The sequence below is a fragment of the Candidatus Njordibacter sp. Uisw_039 genome, assembly GCF_047730075.1.
Lineage (GTDB): Bacteria > Pseudomonadota > Gammaproteobacteria > Pseudomonadales > Balneatricaceae > Njordibacter.
Map to the genome: position 1 here is coordinate 1,870,819 of NZ_CP159831.1, position 15,322 is coordinate 1,886,140.

The 15,322-nt window shown below is 45.1% G+C and carries 14 protein-coding genes and 2 tRNA genes; 5 read left to right on the forward strand and 11 right to left on the reverse strand.

The features are described from left to right. Positions 1-4: 4 nt before the first annotated feature. Entirely contained in the window at positions 5-1,027 is a 1,023-nt protein-coding gene (locus ABXT70_RS08860) for a GlxA family transcriptional regulator (RefSeq protein ID WP_443640128.1), read from the reverse strand. A gap of 66 nt (positions 1,028-1,093) precedes the next feature. On the opposite strand from ABXT70_RS08860, the gene ABXT70_RS08865 reads away from it, so the two are divergent. Further along, entirely contained in the window at positions 1,094-1,567 is a 474-nt protein-coding gene (locus tag ABXT70_RS08865) for a thioesterase family protein (protein WP_443640129.1), read from the forward strand. Between the two features lie 25 nt (positions 1,568-1,592). On the opposite strand, the gene bmt is transcribed toward ABXT70_RS08865, so the two are convergent. After that, a complete protein-coding gene (bmt, locus tag ABXT70_RS08870; RefSeq protein WP_443640130.1) occupies positions 1,593-2,639 on the reverse strand; it encodes a betaine--homocysteine S-methyltransferase in 1,047 nt (348 codons plus the stop codon). A gap of 281 nt (positions 2,640-2,920) precedes the next feature. On the opposite strand from bmt, the gene ABXT70_RS08875 reads away from it, so the two are divergent. Then, a complete protein-coding gene (locus tag ABXT70_RS08875; RefSeq protein ID WP_443640131.1) occupies positions 2,921-4,468 on the forward strand; it encodes a trimethylamine methyltransferase family protein in 1,548 nt (515 codons plus the stop codon). A gap of 63 nt (positions 4,469-4,531) precedes the next feature. Here ABXT70_RS08875 and ABXT70_RS08880 read toward each other — a convergent pair whose 3' ends face one another. Continuing rightward, the gene (locus ABXT70_RS08880) at positions 4,532-5,623 is read right to left on the reverse strand and encodes an aminomethyltransferase family protein (protein ID WP_443640132.1); all 1,092 of its coding nucleotides are present in this window, start codon (positions 5,621-5,623) and stop codon (positions 4,532-4,534) included. Between the two features lie 23 nt (positions 5,624-5,646). Then, positions 5,647-7,203 carry a trimethylamine methyltransferase family protein gene (locus ABXT70_RS08885; protein ID WP_443640133.1) on the reverse strand — a complete coding sequence of 519 codons (1,557 nt, stop codon included), beginning with the start codon at positions 7,201-7,203 and terminating at the stop codon, positions 5,647-5,649. Positions 7,204-7,351: 148 nt separating this feature from the next. On the opposite strand from ABXT70_RS08885, the gene ABXT70_RS08890 reads away from it, so the two are divergent. Continuing rightward, the gene (locus ABXT70_RS08890) at positions 7,352-8,233 is read left to right on the forward strand and encodes a LysR substrate-binding domain-containing protein (RefSeq protein ID WP_443640134.1); all 882 of its coding nucleotides are present in this window, start codon (positions 7,352-7,354) and stop codon (positions 8,231-8,233) included. Positions 8,234-8,462: 229 nt separating this feature from the next. Here ABXT70_RS08890 and ABXT70_RS08895 read toward each other — a convergent pair whose 3' ends face one another. After that, positions 8,463-8,804, reverse strand: a complete 342-nt coding sequence (locus tag ABXT70_RS08895; protein WP_443640135.1) for a BolA family protein — start codon at positions 8,802-8,804, stop codon at positions 8,463-8,465. A gap of 302 nt (positions 8,805-9,106) precedes the next feature. On the opposite strand from ABXT70_RS08895, the gene ABXT70_RS08900 reads away from it, so the two are divergent. Beyond that, positions 9,107-9,182, forward strand: a tRNA-Asn gene (locus ABXT70_RS08900). Between the two features lie 23 nt (positions 9,183-9,205). Next, positions 9,206-9,281: transfer RNA gene (locus ABXT70_RS08905), tRNA-Asn, on the forward strand. Positions 9,282-9,376: 95 nt separating this feature from the next. Here the strand turns inward: ABXT70_RS08905 and ABXT70_RS08910 are convergent. From ABXT70_RS08910 to paaB, 6 genes are read right to left on the reverse strand one after another with little or no spacing between them, the layout of a single operon-like run. Further along, positions 9,377-11,521 carry a 3-hydroxyacyl-CoA dehydrogenase NAD-binding domain-containing protein gene (locus ABXT70_RS08910; protein WP_443640136.1) on the reverse strand — a complete coding sequence of 715 codons (2,145 nt, stop codon included), beginning with the start codon at positions 11,519-11,521 and terminating at the stop codon, positions 9,377-9,379. Positions 11,522-11,578: 57 nt separating this feature from the next. Then, positions 11,579-12,514 (reverse strand): PaaX family transcriptional regulator, encoded by a 936-nt coding sequence (locus ABXT70_RS08915; RefSeq protein ID WP_443640137.1) that lies wholly within the window; start codon positions 12,512-12,514, stop codon positions 11,579-11,581. 7 nt (positions 12,515-12,521) lie between these two features. After that, the gene (locus tag ABXT70_RS08920; protein ID WP_443640138.1) at positions 12,522-13,619 is read right to left on the reverse strand and encodes a 2Fe-2S iron-sulfur cluster-binding protein; all 1,098 of its coding nucleotides are present in this window, start codon (positions 13,617-13,619) and stop codon (positions 12,522-12,524) included. Between the two features lie 9 nt (positions 13,620-13,628). Next, on the reverse strand, positions 13,629-14,204 hold the full coding sequence (gene paaD, locus ABXT70_RS08925; RefSeq protein ID WP_443640139.1) for a 1,2-phenylacetyl-CoA epoxidase subunit PaaD: 576 nt from the start codon (positions 14,202-14,204) through the stop codon (positions 13,629-13,631). Positions 14,205-14,208: 4 nt separating this feature from the next. Beyond that, on the reverse strand, positions 14,209-14,991 hold the full coding sequence (gene paaC / locus ABXT70_RS08930) for a 1,2-phenylacetyl-CoA epoxidase subunit PaaC (protein WP_443640140.1): 783 nt from the start codon (positions 14,989-14,991) through the stop codon (positions 14,209-14,211). A gap of 14 nt (positions 14,992-15,005) precedes the next feature. Continuing rightward, the gene (gene paaB / locus ABXT70_RS08935) at positions 15,006-15,293 is read right to left on the reverse strand and encodes a 1,2-phenylacetyl-CoA epoxidase subunit PaaB (RefSeq protein WP_443640141.1); all 288 of its coding nucleotides are present in this window, start codon (positions 15,291-15,293) and stop codon (positions 15,006-15,008) included. Positions 15,294-15,322: the final 29 nt, after the last annotated feature.

Consider the following 15,322-nt stretch of genomic DNA (forward strand, 5'->3'; position numbering starts at 1 on the left):
CAACCTAGGCTCGACGTAGTTGTGGTTGCCTATCTTGGCTTGGCGCCACACTAAAAAACTGCCTATAGGCACGAGAAAAGTGTGCTGCCGAACCAAAACCACTAGCCATAGCAATATCTACCACTTGTCTGTCGGTTTGTTGAAGTAATGCCCTGGCCCTTTGTAAACGTTTAGCCCGATAATAGCGGCCCGGTGATTGCTGTAAATGCCTACTAAATAATCGCTCTAACTCACGTTCAGAAACGTTCACCATGGCCGCCAAAGTTGGAATACTCAGGGGCTCTTCTAAATGATCTTCCATAGCACCAATGACCGTAAGCAATTTACGATTATTAGTACCCAACCTTAAGGCGCTACTCATACGTTGAGGCGCTTTACCCTCACGCATATGACTATAAATTAGTTCGTCAGATACAGACAAAGATAGCTCGTGACCACGCTGGCACTGAATTAAATACAACATCATATCCAAGCCTGCTAAACCACCTGAGCAGGTAAAGCGACGACCATCGATTTCATAAAGCTCGTCCACCACTTCCACACGTCGAAACACCTCTTTAAAGGCCATAAGATTTTCCCAGTGAATGGTGGCTCGGTGATCATTAAGCAAACCGCTTTTAGCCAACAGATAGCTGCCTGTATCTTGGCTACCTAACCAAACGCCACGCCGGCTATGCTGCTGCAGCCACGTTTGTAACCTTTTACATTGGTCTTTTTCTGGGTTAAAACCAGCACAGATAATAAGCATGTCTGGCGTTGCTTCTTGGCCTATAGCGCAATCAGCAATCAAACTCATACCGTTACTTGCGACTACCGCCTCACCCGTAGCACTCACTACCTGCCAACGATAGAAGGTTTCACCAGACACATTATTAGCCTGACGCAAAGGGTCTACCAAGGCAGAAAACCCAATCATGGAAAACTCTGGCACCAGGTAAAAAACCACGTTAATAGTCTTAGTGATCGCTTTAGCTGTAAACATAGAGAGCAAGTCGTTAATGTGCAATAATAATGTGATATTAATCATTCTTTAAGGCCCTTGCAACGTCTAATCTATGCATTGTAATCTGCCCCACCTATTACGGAAAAAAATATGCCCAGCGCCCTACAAACCTTACAAACGCCAGTGATAAAAGAATGGATTGATTATAACGGTCACCTTAACGATGCCAATTACCTTGTCATCTTCACCAAAGCTTCCGACGCATTGCAAAACCACTTGGGTTTAACTTTGGAGCATATCCAAAATACAGGTGAAACCCTGTTCACAGTAGAGACCCACTTGGCGTACGTGCAAGAAATTGGTTTGGGAGAAACGGTAACTATCACCACACAGATACTTGAGACAGACAACAAACGCATGCGTATTTTCCACCGCATGTTTAATGACCAGAATGAACTGCTAGCGACAGTAGAAATGTTGTTTTTATGCTACAACTTGCTGGCAAAAAAGGTAACCAACTTTAGCGATATGATGGTGCAAAGCATTACCATTCTTGAAGCTGAACAGTCACAGCTACCTTGGCCAGACAGTGCTGGCAAAGGTATTGGTTTAAAAAGAAAATAGCAACTCTGCTGGGGATGACGCTCAACTAACGGCGGCGTGATCGTCGATTTATGGCAGCCCCTTCAGCAGCACCACCTGCCACAGTCAAGTCGCCGCCAAACTGTGCCTTGCCGCCTTTAGAAATCTCACCTAATGCCGCTTCAATTTCCTCCACAGTTGGTGCTTCACCTTTAGTATGACCGTCTAACGCTTTGCGCATGGCAGCAACATGCTCTGGAGACGTACCACAACACCCACCAATAATGTCTGCACCGGAATCCATAGCCATGGTGGCGTAGCGGGCCATAATTTCTGGTGTACCATTGTAATGAATGGCGCCATTCACATATTCGGGAATGCCACAATTCGCTTTAGCTACCAAAATGGCTTTATCACCACCTGGCGCATTACGCATATTGCGGATAGCCATCACTAATTCAGAAGCACCCACACCACAATTAGAACCACAAGCATATGAAGTATGATCTTCGTGGGCGCACGACTGCACCATGTCGGCAGGCGTAACTCCCATCATAGAACGGCCATTGGTATCAAAACTGTAACTACAAATGACCGGTAATCCAGTTTGGTTTGCACCTTCTATAGCCGCCTCAGATTCTTGCGTTGAAGACATGGTCTCTACCCACAATACGTCTGCACCACCATCCTTTAGTGCCTGAGCTTGTTCTGCAAACGCGGCAACAGCATCAGCATGGCTTAAGCTACCCATGGGTTCTGGTATTTCACCCGTTGGACCAATGGAACCAGCAATAATCACAGGGCGGCCTGCTTTAGCTGCAACTTCGCAGCCTATTTTAACACCAGCAACATTTAACTCGTGCACTCGGTCTGCAGCATCATGCAGCTTTAAGCGGTAATGGGTACCACCAAAAGTATTAGTTAAGATAAGGTCTGAACCTGCATCTACAAAACTTTGATAGTTAGCAGCAATACGATCTGGGTGATCCACATTCCATAATTCAGGTGCGTCACCTGTTTCTAATCCCATGGCAAATAAATTGGTGCCAGTAGCACCATCTGCAAGTAAAACACCACGCTCTGCTAATAAATCTTGAAGTAGATTAGCGGTCATAACTGATTCTCAAAAAATACGAATAATGACGTTATGCTACCTATCTAGGTGCTTGTTAGCTAGCTTTAGGGGCGTTTACACTCACTATTCAAGTTGAGTTTTTCTCAAATTACTATGAATATGATTCATGTTTATACTCAACTTTTGTGCCCAACGCTTACGTTTCATAAAAGTGGCGCTTAGACACAACAAGCAGTCGCCACTTAGTCAGCATAGAAACCTCAAGAACTGCAAAATTTGGCCCATATTAAACTCGTTCCATTTTATTGAGGATTATTTCCATGAGTGAAGTCCGTGGACGCCGCAAAAGCGGTGGTGGTCGTAGCGCACGTCAAGCATCACGCGCCAGTGAAACTGTACAAGCACCCGCCTTTATTACCCGCCAACTCAATCCATTTGAAGTATTAGATGAAGCTGGCCTAGAACTTATCGAACGTAATGCTGATACTATTCTTGAAGAGATTGGTATTGAATTCCGTGACGACCCAGAAGCGTTGGAAGTACTTAAAGCTGCTGGCGCTAGTGTAGAAGGCGAACGTGTACGTTTTCCTAAAGGCATGTGTCGCCAGATTATTCAAGCGTCGGCTCCATCTACCTACACTCAGCACGCACGTAACAGCGATCGTAGCGTAGAGATTGGCGGCAAGAACACCGTATTCGCTCCCGGTTATGGTTGTCCTTTTGTACGTGACTTAGACAACGGCCGTCGTTACGCCACTATTAACGATTTCCAGAACTTCGTTAAGTTAGCCTACATGTCGCCTTACATGCACCACTCTGGTGGTACCGTATGCGAACCAGTAGACGTGCCGGTAACGACGCGTCACTTAGATATGCTCTACAGCCACATTAAGTATAGCGACAAAGCCTTCATGGGTTCTGTAACTGCACCTTCTCGCGCTCAAGACACTGTGGACATGGCCAAGATTGTATTTGGCGAAGACTTTGTTAAGAACAATACCGTCACCACCAGCTTAATTAACGCTAACTCGCCGATGACCTTTGACGACACCATGTTGGGTGCGGCTAAAGTTTATGCTGAGAACAATCAAGCATGTGTAGTCACGCCGTTTATCTTGTCTGGCGCTATGTCTCCTGTAACTATTGCGGGCACCTTGGCACAAATTCTTGCAGAGGTATTGGCTGGTATCACCTTCATTCAGTTATACCGCCCTGGCACACCATGTATCTTTGGCACCTTTGCAAGCTCCATCTCCATGCAATCTGGTGCACCTACCTTTGGTACACCTGAACCTGCTTTAGTGCTTTATGGTGCTGCACAACTAGCCCGTCGTTTAGGTGTTCCATTTCGTAGTGGTGGTTCATTGCCTGGTTCTAAAATTGCTGACGCCCAAGCTGCATATGAAAGCGCCAACACATTAATGCCTACCATTATGGCTGGCGTTAACTTTGCATTACATTCTGCCGGCTGGTTAGAAGGCGGTTTGTCCATGGGTTATGAAAAGTTTGTCATGGACTTGGATCAGCTTGGCATGGCTCATACCTTCTGCAAGGGCATAGACCTTTCAGAAAACGGTCAAGCACTAGATGCAATTCGTGAAGTAGGCCCAGGAAACCACTTTTTAGGGTGTGCCCATACTCAAGCTAACTTTAAAGAAGCGTTTTACATGTCTAACCTTACAGACAACAACAGTTTTGAGCAGTGGGAAGAAGACGGTAGCAAAGACATGCTAGTGCGGGCCAATGCGCTTTGGAAGAAAATGCTTAATGAATACCAAGCACCACCTTTGGATCAAGGTATTGACGACGGCTTACAAGACTTTATGGCCAAGCGTAGGGAAGAGCTTGCAGGCACAGGCGACTTCTAAACCACGCGCCATTAGCAAAAAAGCCCCCATGGATCTGATCCACGGGGGCTTTTTTTATGCTCGTTAAGCACGAGTGCGGCTTTTATTAACATCGTAAAAAGGCGTTTTTAGCACCTCTGCAGTGCCGGTAAAAGCCTCGCTACGAACCTCTAACTTCGTGCCCGCCAAAGCCGCACCTGGGCTTAAATGCACCAGGGCTAGGCTTTGCTCCATCCGTTGAGAGTAGGCCGGACTATTAACCACCCCAACCTCTTCGCCGTTAAGCCACAAACTTTCACCACCCACCAAAGCATCATCATGGTTGATACTAATACCCACTCCCTTAAAGGCTGGCTTACTAAGGCGTTGTTGCGCTGCTTGTTTACCACGAAAATCTGCTTTGGCTAGATTAACGCAGAAACCCAAACCCACATCCCACGCAGAGTGCTCATGCGTCATATCGTAGCCATAAAACAATAGCGCGGCTTCTATGCGCACCTTGTCTAATGCAGTAAATGAGCAAGGCATCACCCCTAATTCACACAGCTGATCCCAAATATCCACCACACAGTGAGCTGGGGCAAAAATTTCGTAGCCACGCTCGCCGGAGTAACCGGTGCGAGAAATACGCACCTCATACCCAAACAAGCTTGTTGCTTGATGGTGGAAGTAAGGTAACTGAGCTAAATTCATCGGCGTATGAGCATCAAGAATAGCCAATGCTTGGGGACCCTGCACGGAAATGTTATGCAAATCGTCGTCCAGTTGAATATCTACCTCTAGGCCTACCGCCGACTGTTGCAACAATTCCATGCTTGAGCCTGACCCATGACACAACAAAAAGGTTAAATCGCCACAATTAGCGACAATGGCATCATCAGCCACGCCTCCTTGTTCGGTAAGTATTGCGGTATACACCGACTCACCCTGCGCTACTAGGGTTAAATCCCGCGTGATCAGGTGATTGAGTGCCTGTTCCGCATCTACCCCTTTAACCCAAACCTTTTTTAACGGTGACATGTCAAACATGCCTGCCCTATCTCTTACCGCATCATGCTCATCGTTAGCGTCACTGTGATAGCTCCAGGCAGTGCCCATGCCGTTCCAATCTTCTAGATCTGAGCCTAACACAGCATGCCTTGCAGCCAAGGCGGAAGTGCGTTCAAGTGTGGCCATAATAACTCCTCAAGTTAGTGTGATTAATACCATTGGTCTGGTTGAGCGGCTTTGCGCTTAGCCATAAAATCTTGCAATGCCCGCTCTGTGGCAGGCTCCATGGTTGGTGTTTGATAGTTAGCTAGCATAGATTTCCATTGTTGATTGGCTCGCTGCTCCAATGTGAGACTACCGGCTTCACTCCAGCTTTCGTAAGACTGTGTGTCGGCGAGGCTGGACATATAGTTGGCTTGTTCAAAATTAGCCATGGTGTGCTTGGCGCCAATAAAATTTCCCCCTGGACCGGCCTCCAAATACGCATCTTTGGCAAAACTGTTGTTATCAAGGTTAAGCCCTTGGTTAAACCTCAGCATCATGCCACAACGATCAAGGTCCATAACAAACTTTTCATAGCCCATAGTCAGCCCTCCCTCGAGCCAACCTGCAGCATGCAAAATATAATTTGCCCCAGCCATTAAACCAGCTGTCATACTGTCTGCAGACTCTTGCATAGCCTGACCATCCGCGCTCTTAGCCGCCGTTAGATGGCCACCACAACGCAATGGCAAACCCATGGCACGGCACAACTGGCCTATGGCCAAGGCCGCCAAATTAGCCTCCGGTGTGCCAAAAGTTGGAGCCCCAGTTTTGAGGTTAATAGTGGATAAAAAATTTCCGTACACCACCGGTGTACCTGGCCGCACCAACTGACTTAAGGCAATGCCTACCAGTGCTTCGGCATGAGCTTGGGCCACAAGAGCAGGCATGGTTACAGGCCCCATAGCGCCACCCAATATAAAGGGCGACAAAACAATACCCTGGCCTGCTTGGGCATACACTTTTAATGCCGATGTCATGGTCTGGTCAAAGCACAAAGGCGAATTAACATTAATATTGCCCTGCATGACACAATGGTTTTCCATAAATTCGGCGCCAAATACAATACGTGCCATAGCCACCGAGTCTTCGGCACGGTCTGGCGCGGTTACCGCCCCCATAAAAGGCTTAGTTGAATAACGCAGATGGGCATAGACCATGTCTAAATGGCGCTTATTGACGGCCACATCCATGGGCTCACAAACGGTGCCTCCAGAGTGGTGCAAATAAGGTGTTTGATAAGCTAATTTAACGAAGTTTTCAAAGTCCAGCAGCGTAGCGTAGCGCCGACCCTGATCTAAGTCAGTCACAAAGGGCGCACCATAGGCAGGGGTAAATACCAGCTGATTGCCACCTACCGTTACCGTATGCTTAGGGTCACGACCATGCAGTTGAAAACTTTTGGGGGCCGTAGCACAAATATCCATCAGCAAACCTGGTTTAAACCTTACCCTGGTACCCGAAACCTGGGCTCCGGCACGGCTCAATAGCTCAATAGACTCGGCATCGTCAATAAACTCTACCCCCACTTCTTGCAGCAGCCAGTCGCATTGGTCTTGTAACTGCTTAATCTCATGCTTAGTCAACAAATCGTAAACCGGAATTTGACGTTGACTGGGTACAAAATTAATTTGCTCAGCTTGGGTACGGGCAGCCAAACGCTGAGTACGGCCGCCGCGGCGGATCTTAGAAGTGGCAACTGGAACTGGAATATCTGCATTCATAGTATGACCAAAATATTTTATCGCTTAACAAAAAAAACGGTTATGCTAAGTCGATATATAAACCCATAAAAAGGGATTAAACGCCTGTTTATGCATATGAACAAGGCATTTATTTTGAACTATTCGATCAAAAAATTTAGACACACATATGACCTTTAAAGCCCTCAATGCGTTACATTTATTTACTCAGGTGGCCAACTATGAAAGCTATAGCGCAGCTGCCCAAGCTTTATATATGACCAAAGGAGCGATCAGTTATCAGATGGCTAAGTTGGAAAATGAATTGGGCTTTCAGGTGTTTCAACGCCAACCACGAGGTGTATGTTTAACCGACCAGGGACAGACCTTGTTAATTCATAGCAAAACCAGCTTTAAGCACTTAACTAACACCATTAACCAATTAGCCCAACAAGACAGCGATCAGCTCACCGTTGGCATGTCCAGTTATTTTGCCGCCCGATGGTTATCGCCACGATTGATGGGTTTTATGCAACATAACCCTCAAGTTACATTGAAACTGCAACCCATGATCGACCTACAAGATTTTCTTAATGACGGCATCGACATTGCTATTAGATGGGGCAATGGCCATTGGCAAGATATTAGGGTAGAAAAATTATTTAGTTGCCCCGTGCGGGCCTATGGTGGCACTCAGGTGGCCCACCAAGTAAAAGCTGAGGGCCTTAAACAGGTGCTACAAAAAACCCCATTACTACAAGACCGTGAAGGCAGTAGGGCATGGCAACAATGGCATCATGCCGCTGGAATCGCCTACTATCCCCACAGCAGCCACTTAGTCATTCCGGACCCAAGTGTGCGCCTACAGGCACTCATCGACGGCCAAGGCATGGCACTATACGACGACCTAGCCCAAAACGAACAGCTCGCAGGCACATTGATACCAATATCCGAGGTACAACTTAACGACTATGGCTACTACTTAGTCTATGCCGACGAGGCCTTAGACAACCCAGCAATGCGTCACTTCCGCACCTGGATCTTAGACCTAGCCAAGCAAGAATACGGCTAAGCGGACTTTTACCAGATTTCCAGTACTAGAAAATAAGCCAAATCTAAAGTCTTGGGTTGGGTAGGTAAAATTAATTTCGACCATCAGCGTCAACACGGCTAACAACGCCAGCATCAATAAAGCAAAGGTATGTCCAATAGAGTTTCTCTAGTAAATAAGTTAGGGGGATATGAGTTAGTCGTATCAGGCTGATATTTCTTACACTCATCTTTAAATTATAAAAAGTCCCTTAACTCGCCTTATTAGCACCCATACAGGGGGCCGTTGCAGGCATCTTTTCTTGCTTAGCCTGCCACTGGTCAGCGGTATAGCAGTGAAGTGCCAGGGCATGAATAGGGTTATTCATTAACTCACCAACCAATGCGTAAACTTGTTGGTGACGTTTCACCGGACCAATGCCAGCAAAGTCATCAGACACCAATACCAAATTGTAGTGACTGTCAGTGGCTGAGCCACTGTGTTTTTGACTGTCATTAACGAGCTGATGATGGCTGACATTTAATGGTGTTAACACCATTTCGAGTAATTTATTGGCCGTAGCATCCACAGTTATTCCCTTGGGTTGAAACATTTATTCATCATAACACGGAAGTTATTTCACCGGCGTTGAAAATAATATCAACATAACGCCTGAACCATTTTGACGTTTTTTAAATGCATTTATATTAAAACTAGATTTTTGACAGTTGGGATTTTGGCAACAAGCAATGCCATCCTGTATTTGTTTACCCCTCGTCAGGAGTCGCAGGTGGTAAAAAATGTAACGCTCAGCTACAACCTTATAAAAAGGTTTAAGCTATTCATATAAAGTGGTTTTTTAGACTTGACTCAAGACCAATAGATCATTAATATTCGCGCCTCGCATTGAGCAATTCCTCGATAGCTCAGTTGGTAGAGCAGTAGACTGTTAATCTATTGGTCGCTGGTTCGAGTCCAGCTCGAGGAGCCAACCTCAACGCGAAACCTTATGATTCCTCGATAGCTCAGTTGGTAGAGCAGTAGACTGTTAATCTATTGGTCGCTGGTTCGAGTCCAGCTCGAGGAGCCATTCTAATTAAGCCACTTAGTTGTGGTTTTTTTATGTCTGTTATTTACGACCATAATTTATGACCGTCTTTGCGTACAGACTCACCACAGGTCACATTATTGTTGTGACAACTTGCCTCTGCTTATTATAAGCCGCTCAAGCAATTCAGCGGTGTGCCAGTAAAGGCCATTACCTTGCTCCTGATACACTTTAATACCTGCAACCACCTTGTCTATGCCTACTTCATCGGCGTAGCACATAGGGCCTCCTAGGTGGCGAGGAAAACCATAACCATTTAGCCAAATGGCGTCAATATCGCTGGCTCTTGTGGCAATGCCTTCTGACAAAATACGAGCACCTTCATTAATTAAAGCAAACACCAAGCGATTTTGTATTTCTTCTTGAGAAATATTGTGACGCTGAAGTACTCCTAACTTGAGAGCCTCCTTGGCAAAAACAACCAATACACTTTCGTCAATCTGTGGTTTCTTCGTGTCACTATCATAGCGATAAAAACCCATTCCTGTTTTCTGTCCTAAACGACCTGCTTCAACCATGAGGTCAGAGGCACGAAAGTAGAGGGGGTCTTGCTTCAATATCGCATTCTCTTGGCGCGCTTTATACGCAATGTCGATACCAGACATGTCGTTAACTGCCAAAGGCCCCATAGCCATACCCCAGTTTCTCATAGCCGTATCAATCTGATCTGGGCTTGCACCTTCCAATAACAACATATTCGCTTCGCGCCCATAACACGAGTACATCCTGTTGCCTACAAATCCATAACATACGCCTACAGCGACCGAAACCTTACCTAATTTCTTACCCAACGCCATCACGGTTTTAAGGGTTTGTTCGTCCGTATCATCGGCACAAACCACTTCCAATAGTTTCATAATATTGGCTGGGGTAAAAAAATGCATACCCAATACTTTGTGTGAGCGAGAGGTTGATTGGGCTATTTCATTAATATCCAAATAAGACGTGTTGGTTGCTAAAATAGCGTCCACTTTGCACACTTGATCTAAGGTGGAAAATATTTGTTGTTTAACAGCCATGGTTTCAAAAGCAGCTTCAACAACCAAATCCACATCAGCCAAATCTTCATAATCACATGTACCTACAATTAAGCTCATGCGCTGCTCAAGTTGCACCTCATTAATTAACCCACGACTCAGCGCTTGGTCAAAACGCGTACGGATGGCTGATAATCCTCGCGCTAGATTATCTTCACTCATTTCTAGCAATTTAACACTTAGGCCCACATTGGCAAAACACATCGCAATGCCACCGCCCATAGTGCCAGCACCAATTACGGCAACCTGTTTAATAGGCAACAAGGGTGTATTTTGGGTTTTGTCATAGCATTCAGGTAATTTAGCTGCTCGTCGCTCAGCAAAAAAAGCATGCCGCATGGCAGTAGATTGGGATGAATCACGACATTTTATAAAGAGGTCACGTTCGCACTTTTTGCCCTCTTCAAAAGGTAACAAGACTGCATTTTCAATCGCATCAATAGCACATTGTGGCGCCTTTTGTCCGCGGGCCTTTTTGGCTATTTTTTTACGCCACTGGTCAAACAGTTCAACATGTGAATCGCTCGTCTCAATGTTCATTTGAGAGACACGCCGAACACCTTGGCCTGTGTCTAATATTGTGTAGGCAAACAAAATAGCCTGCTTTAACAAAGAGCCCTCTGCCAAAGATGAGTCTTCTTCAACCAATAGATCAATAACACCGTGATCAAACAGTTTTTTAGCGGTATGAGGCTTACCTAAAGTAATCATCTCCAAAGCCATTTCCAGGCCAGCCAACCGCGGCAGTAACTGTGTGCCACCTGCACCTGGAATAAGGCCTAAGGTTACCTCGGGCAAACCCAGTTTAGTATGCGTGAGTGCCACTCGATAATGACAAGACAGCGCCACTTCGAAGCCTCCACCTAAGACCGTGCCAAATAATGCAGCAATAATAGGTTTGCTACATCGATCTAATTGCGCCAACACATCTGGTAAATGGGGCTCTAGGGCAGGTTGACCGAATTCAGAGATATCTGCACCAGCGATAAATGTACTGCCAACGCAGCTGACAACAATCGCCTTAACACCATTATCTTTCTCAGCCGCTTTGAGACAACTAACTATGCCCTCCCGCACTGCGTGAGACAGCGCGTTAACTGGCGCATTTTCAATGGATATAACGGCAATTGAACCACGGTTTAATAACGTTACTGGGGCAATTTTATTACTTTGAGAAGGGTTCACTGTAGTTAATCCTAGATGTTCAATATAGAGATGCATGTAGCGTAATTATAGCGCCAGCTAATAGTCCTGGTGTGGTTTTAAACCACCAAAGCGTGTGAAGAAACGTTTATTGGGTTCTGGCATTGGTCCCTGGGCGTTTTTCATTTTTTGACTAATATAATAAGTTGAAGACTCTGCCAGCACTTTATAAGCTCGCTTAACCAGATCTTGGGCTTCGTGGCCCACCCACCCTGGCGGTAACATTGCAGCAGGGAAATCGGGGTCACGCAGTAAAATACGACGGTAATCGTGGATCATTGCCTGACGTAATAGCAAACACTCACCTGGGTCAGGCAAAGTTAAAAATATTTTTTGACAGATCGGCCGATAAAAAAAGAGAAAATCCTTGTAGTAGGTTTCTAACTCAGACAGTTTCCATCGGTTTTTTATTAAATCTTTAAGCACACCCTGAGAGTTTAAATCTGACGTTGATGCACTGAATACCACAAGATCATTGACGATACCTAACTCATGAATTAATTCATCTAGTGATGAGCGTTCTGATGAAGGGTGGGCATAAAGCCCACTCGTTACGGTATTAAAGCCTTGCCATATAAGGCTTTTTCTAAATTCTTCAAGTTTCATATCTGGTACAGATACGGGCAAGACCAAAGTCCAATTATTGTCCCACTCTGGCTGATTTACAGCGTAAATACGCCGAGCTGCTTTTTCATAATGGCCAGTCGCTGTGTCGGTAAAGCAATAGTAACTGCACCGACCCACTTTATTAACTTGAAGCCAATTATTTTGCACTAAACGGTAGACTGAAGTTCTGATTTGGCGCTCGTTAAAACCAAAAGGTTCTAGCACCTGTATTAGACTCGCTAACGAGACCCAACTACCATGCTGTGAAACAACGTCACCGAATACAGTCACTACCATGGATGTGCAGCTAATGGTGCTGTCCTTGATGTGTTGTTGAATCTTTTTAGTACGTTTATTTTTATCTGTCACTTTGTTCCTATCTATCGTCAAAGCTCACAATCACCTCGTCCGACACAGGGTGTGCCTGACAGGTTAATATATAGCCAGCTTCAACTTCATGTGGCTCAAGCCCATGGCTAATGTCCATATCAACCCTACCCTTTATTAGTTTGGCTTTGCATGTAGAACACACGCCTGCTTTACAGGAATAAGGCAGCTCAACACCATTGTCCATGCCCGCATCTAAAATATTTGAACCCACTGTGGCCAAATCAAAATCAATGGAACGAGCGTCAGAAATAATGGTCACTTTACTGGTTTTATCTTCACCATATTGTTGTATGCGTAATCTTGATTTTTCTAACATCAGGTCAGAATCTGCCGATGAATTTGCAAATAATTCATAGTGAATCTGTTTGCTGGCAAGGCCTTCGTTTCTAAAACCATGAGACACTTCAGAAATCATTGATTCTGGGCCACAAATAAACGCTTCGCTAGCATTGAGGATATCAATCATTTTATGTTTTTGTAATAAATAGCCTTTTTTATTATCGATCTTCCCCTTCAATACGTCAGAACCTTGGTCTTCTTGGCTCATGATGTTGACCCACTTAAAACGATTGATATATCGGCTCTTTATGAAACTAAGCTCTTCTTTAAACATGACCGTATTTGTGCGTTTGTTGCCATAAACGAGCGTTACTTTGCTTTTAGGTTCGCTGCTTAAGACCGAGGTGATAATTGACAAAATGGGTGTAATGCCACTACCTACAGCCAAACACATGTAATTTTTTTGATGTTTGGGATCTAATTGTGGACTAAAATTACCTTGTGGTGGCATCACTTGAATAGTGTCACCCACCTTAAACTGATCGTTGGCATGGTTTGAAAAAAGTCCACCCCTTACCCGCTTGATACCAACGCGGAGATGCCCATCATTAACACCACTGCAAATTGAGTAGGACCGTCGAACTGCTTCACCCTCAATTTCTGTTTGTAATGTTAAAAATTGGCCTGGTTTAAAAGTAAAGGTGCGCTGTAACGCTTTAGGCACATCAAAACTCACCCGAACAGCAGTCTCTGTTTCTGGTTTAACGTCGTTTATTATTAACGAATAAAAATTAGTATCTAACACAAATCTTACCTAAATATGTTTGAATAAATCAAAGGGCTCACTGCAATCATTGCATTGAAATAACGCTTTACAAGCCGTAGAGCTAAATTCACTTACCATACGTGTTTCATGGGAACCACAATGGGGACATCGCACCTGAGTAGTTTCAGTTAACTCAACAGCGTGCGCCAAATGCCCATGCATAGGGTCTACTACGTCATCTGGCGGTGCTATGCCATAACCACGTAACTGCTCACGACCTTTGCTGGTCATCCAATCAGTCGTCCAAGCCGGGGTTAATTCAAGTTCAACTTTCACTTGGGCAATACCATCACTCAGTAAGGCAGCAGTAATATCTTCACGAATAACATCCATGGCTGGACAGCCTGAATAGGTCGGTGTAATGGTTACAGTGACGCCTTGCCCGTGTTGGCTAATATCTTTTAGTATGCCAATGTCCCACAAAGACAAAACAGGTATTTCAGGGTCTTTCACTGCATCTAGCAAAGCCCATAAGTGTGGCACTTGCGAGTTACTCCGAAATTTTTCACGTTCATATTGAAGGCTTGACTTCATAGGGATCAACGAGCGTATTAGAGCGGTCATCGTATTACCACTTAGCACCAGGGAATGAGCGATAGACGAACTGCATTTGTGTTAACAGGTGTCCCAAGTGCTCACTATGATAACCTTTGCGGCCGCCACGCACAGCCCAAGTTGTTTCAGGAACGTTAAGGCCTGCTTGTTGAAAAATGGCTTCAACATCAGCAAGCCAAGGCTGCTTTAAGTCAGCACAATTAACTGCTATACCGGCATCAATTAAACGCTGCTCTAGCAAGTCTGATTCAAATAATTCGTGACTGTAGCCCCAAATATCATCAATAGCTAATTGCATTCTTCGCTTACTTTCCTCTGTACCATCACCTAACCTGAGGGTCCATGATTTGCTACGTCTGCAATGATACGTTGTTTCTTTAACTGCCTTTTGTGCGATCGCCACAAGTGTAGGGTCTGTGGATTGTGTCAGCGCCTGCAAATAGTATTTATTATATAAATCAACCAGTAGCTGGCGTGTAATGGTGTAAGCAAAGTCACCACGGGGTAACTCGTTAATTAAATAATTTTCAAATTCACGCTCGTCACGCAAAAAAGCAAAATCATCTTCTGTTTTTTCATCACCACTTAGGGTGGCAGCATAGCCATAAAACATTCGCGCACGGCCAATATAGTCCAGCGCCACGTTACCTAGTGCGATATCTTCTTCTAGAAAGGGACCTTCACTGACCCATTCTGATATACGATGCCCTAACACGATGGAGTCATCCCCCAAGCGCACAACATAGTTCATTAAGTCTTGCTTACTATCCACTGTATTTTGAGTAGATTGCGTCATAACGAGGCTCCCGCTCACATAGTAGTGATTTCTTTAGGCAGTGGGTAATAAGTGGCATGCCGGTAGGGTTTGTCATCTGACGGATCAAAGAAACATTCATTGTCATCTTCTTGTGACGCACTAATGTCTTGTGACTTAACCACCCAAATGCTAATACCTTCAGTGCGACGGGTATAAACATCACGAGCATATTCTAACGCCTGCTCCCTACCTTCGGCGTGCAGGCTACCCACATGTTTGTGATCTAGTCCACGCTTTGGGCGAACGAACACTTCAAATAATTCAAGCTTTTCTATAGTCATGATGTCTCGTGGTCCTTGATTATCTTAAA

Bases quoted from the DNA above. Each gene is read 5' to 3' on its own strand.
- ABXT70_RS08860 (WP_443640128.1), bottom strand. From the start codon at position 1,027: ATGATTAATATCACATTATTATTGCACATTAACGACTTGCTCTCTATG.
- ABXT70_RS08865 (WP_443640129.1), top strand. From the start codon at position 1,094: ATGCCCAGCGCCCTACAAACCTTACAAACGCCAGTGATAAAAGAATGG.
- bmt (WP_443640130.1), bottom strand. From the start codon at position 2,639: ATGACCGCTAATCTACTTCAAGATTTATTAGCAGAGCGTGGTGTTTTA.
- ABXT70_RS08875 (WP_443640131.1), top strand. From the start codon at position 2,921: ATGAGTGAAGTCCGTGGACGCCGCAAAAGCGGTGGTGGTCGTAGCGCA.
- ABXT70_RS08880 (WP_443640132.1), bottom strand. From the start codon at position 5,623: ATGGCCACACTTGAACGCACTTCCGCCTTGGCTGCAAGGCATGCTGTG.
- ABXT70_RS08885 (WP_443640133.1), bottom strand. From the start codon at position 7,203: ATGAATGCAGATATTCCAGTTCCAGTTGCCACTTCTAAGATCCGCCGC.
- ABXT70_RS08890 (WP_443640134.1), top strand. From the start codon at position 7,352: ATGACCTTTAAAGCCCTCAATGCGTTACATTTATTTACTCAGGTGGCC.
- ABXT70_RS08895 (WP_443640135.1), bottom strand. From the start codon at position 8,804: ATGTTTCAACCCAAGGGAATAACTGTGGATGCTACGGCCAATAAATTA.
- paaD (WP_443640139.1), bottom strand. From the start codon at position 14,204: ATGACCGCTCTAATACGCTCGTTGATCCCTATGAAGTCAAGCCTTCAA.
- paaC (WP_443640140.1), bottom strand. From the start codon at position 14,991: ATGACGCAATCTACTCAAAATACAGTGGATAGTAAGCAAGACTTAATG.
- paaB (WP_443640141.1), bottom strand. From the start codon at position 15,293: ATGACTATAGAAAAGCTTGAATTATTTGAAGTGTTCGTTCGCCCAAAG.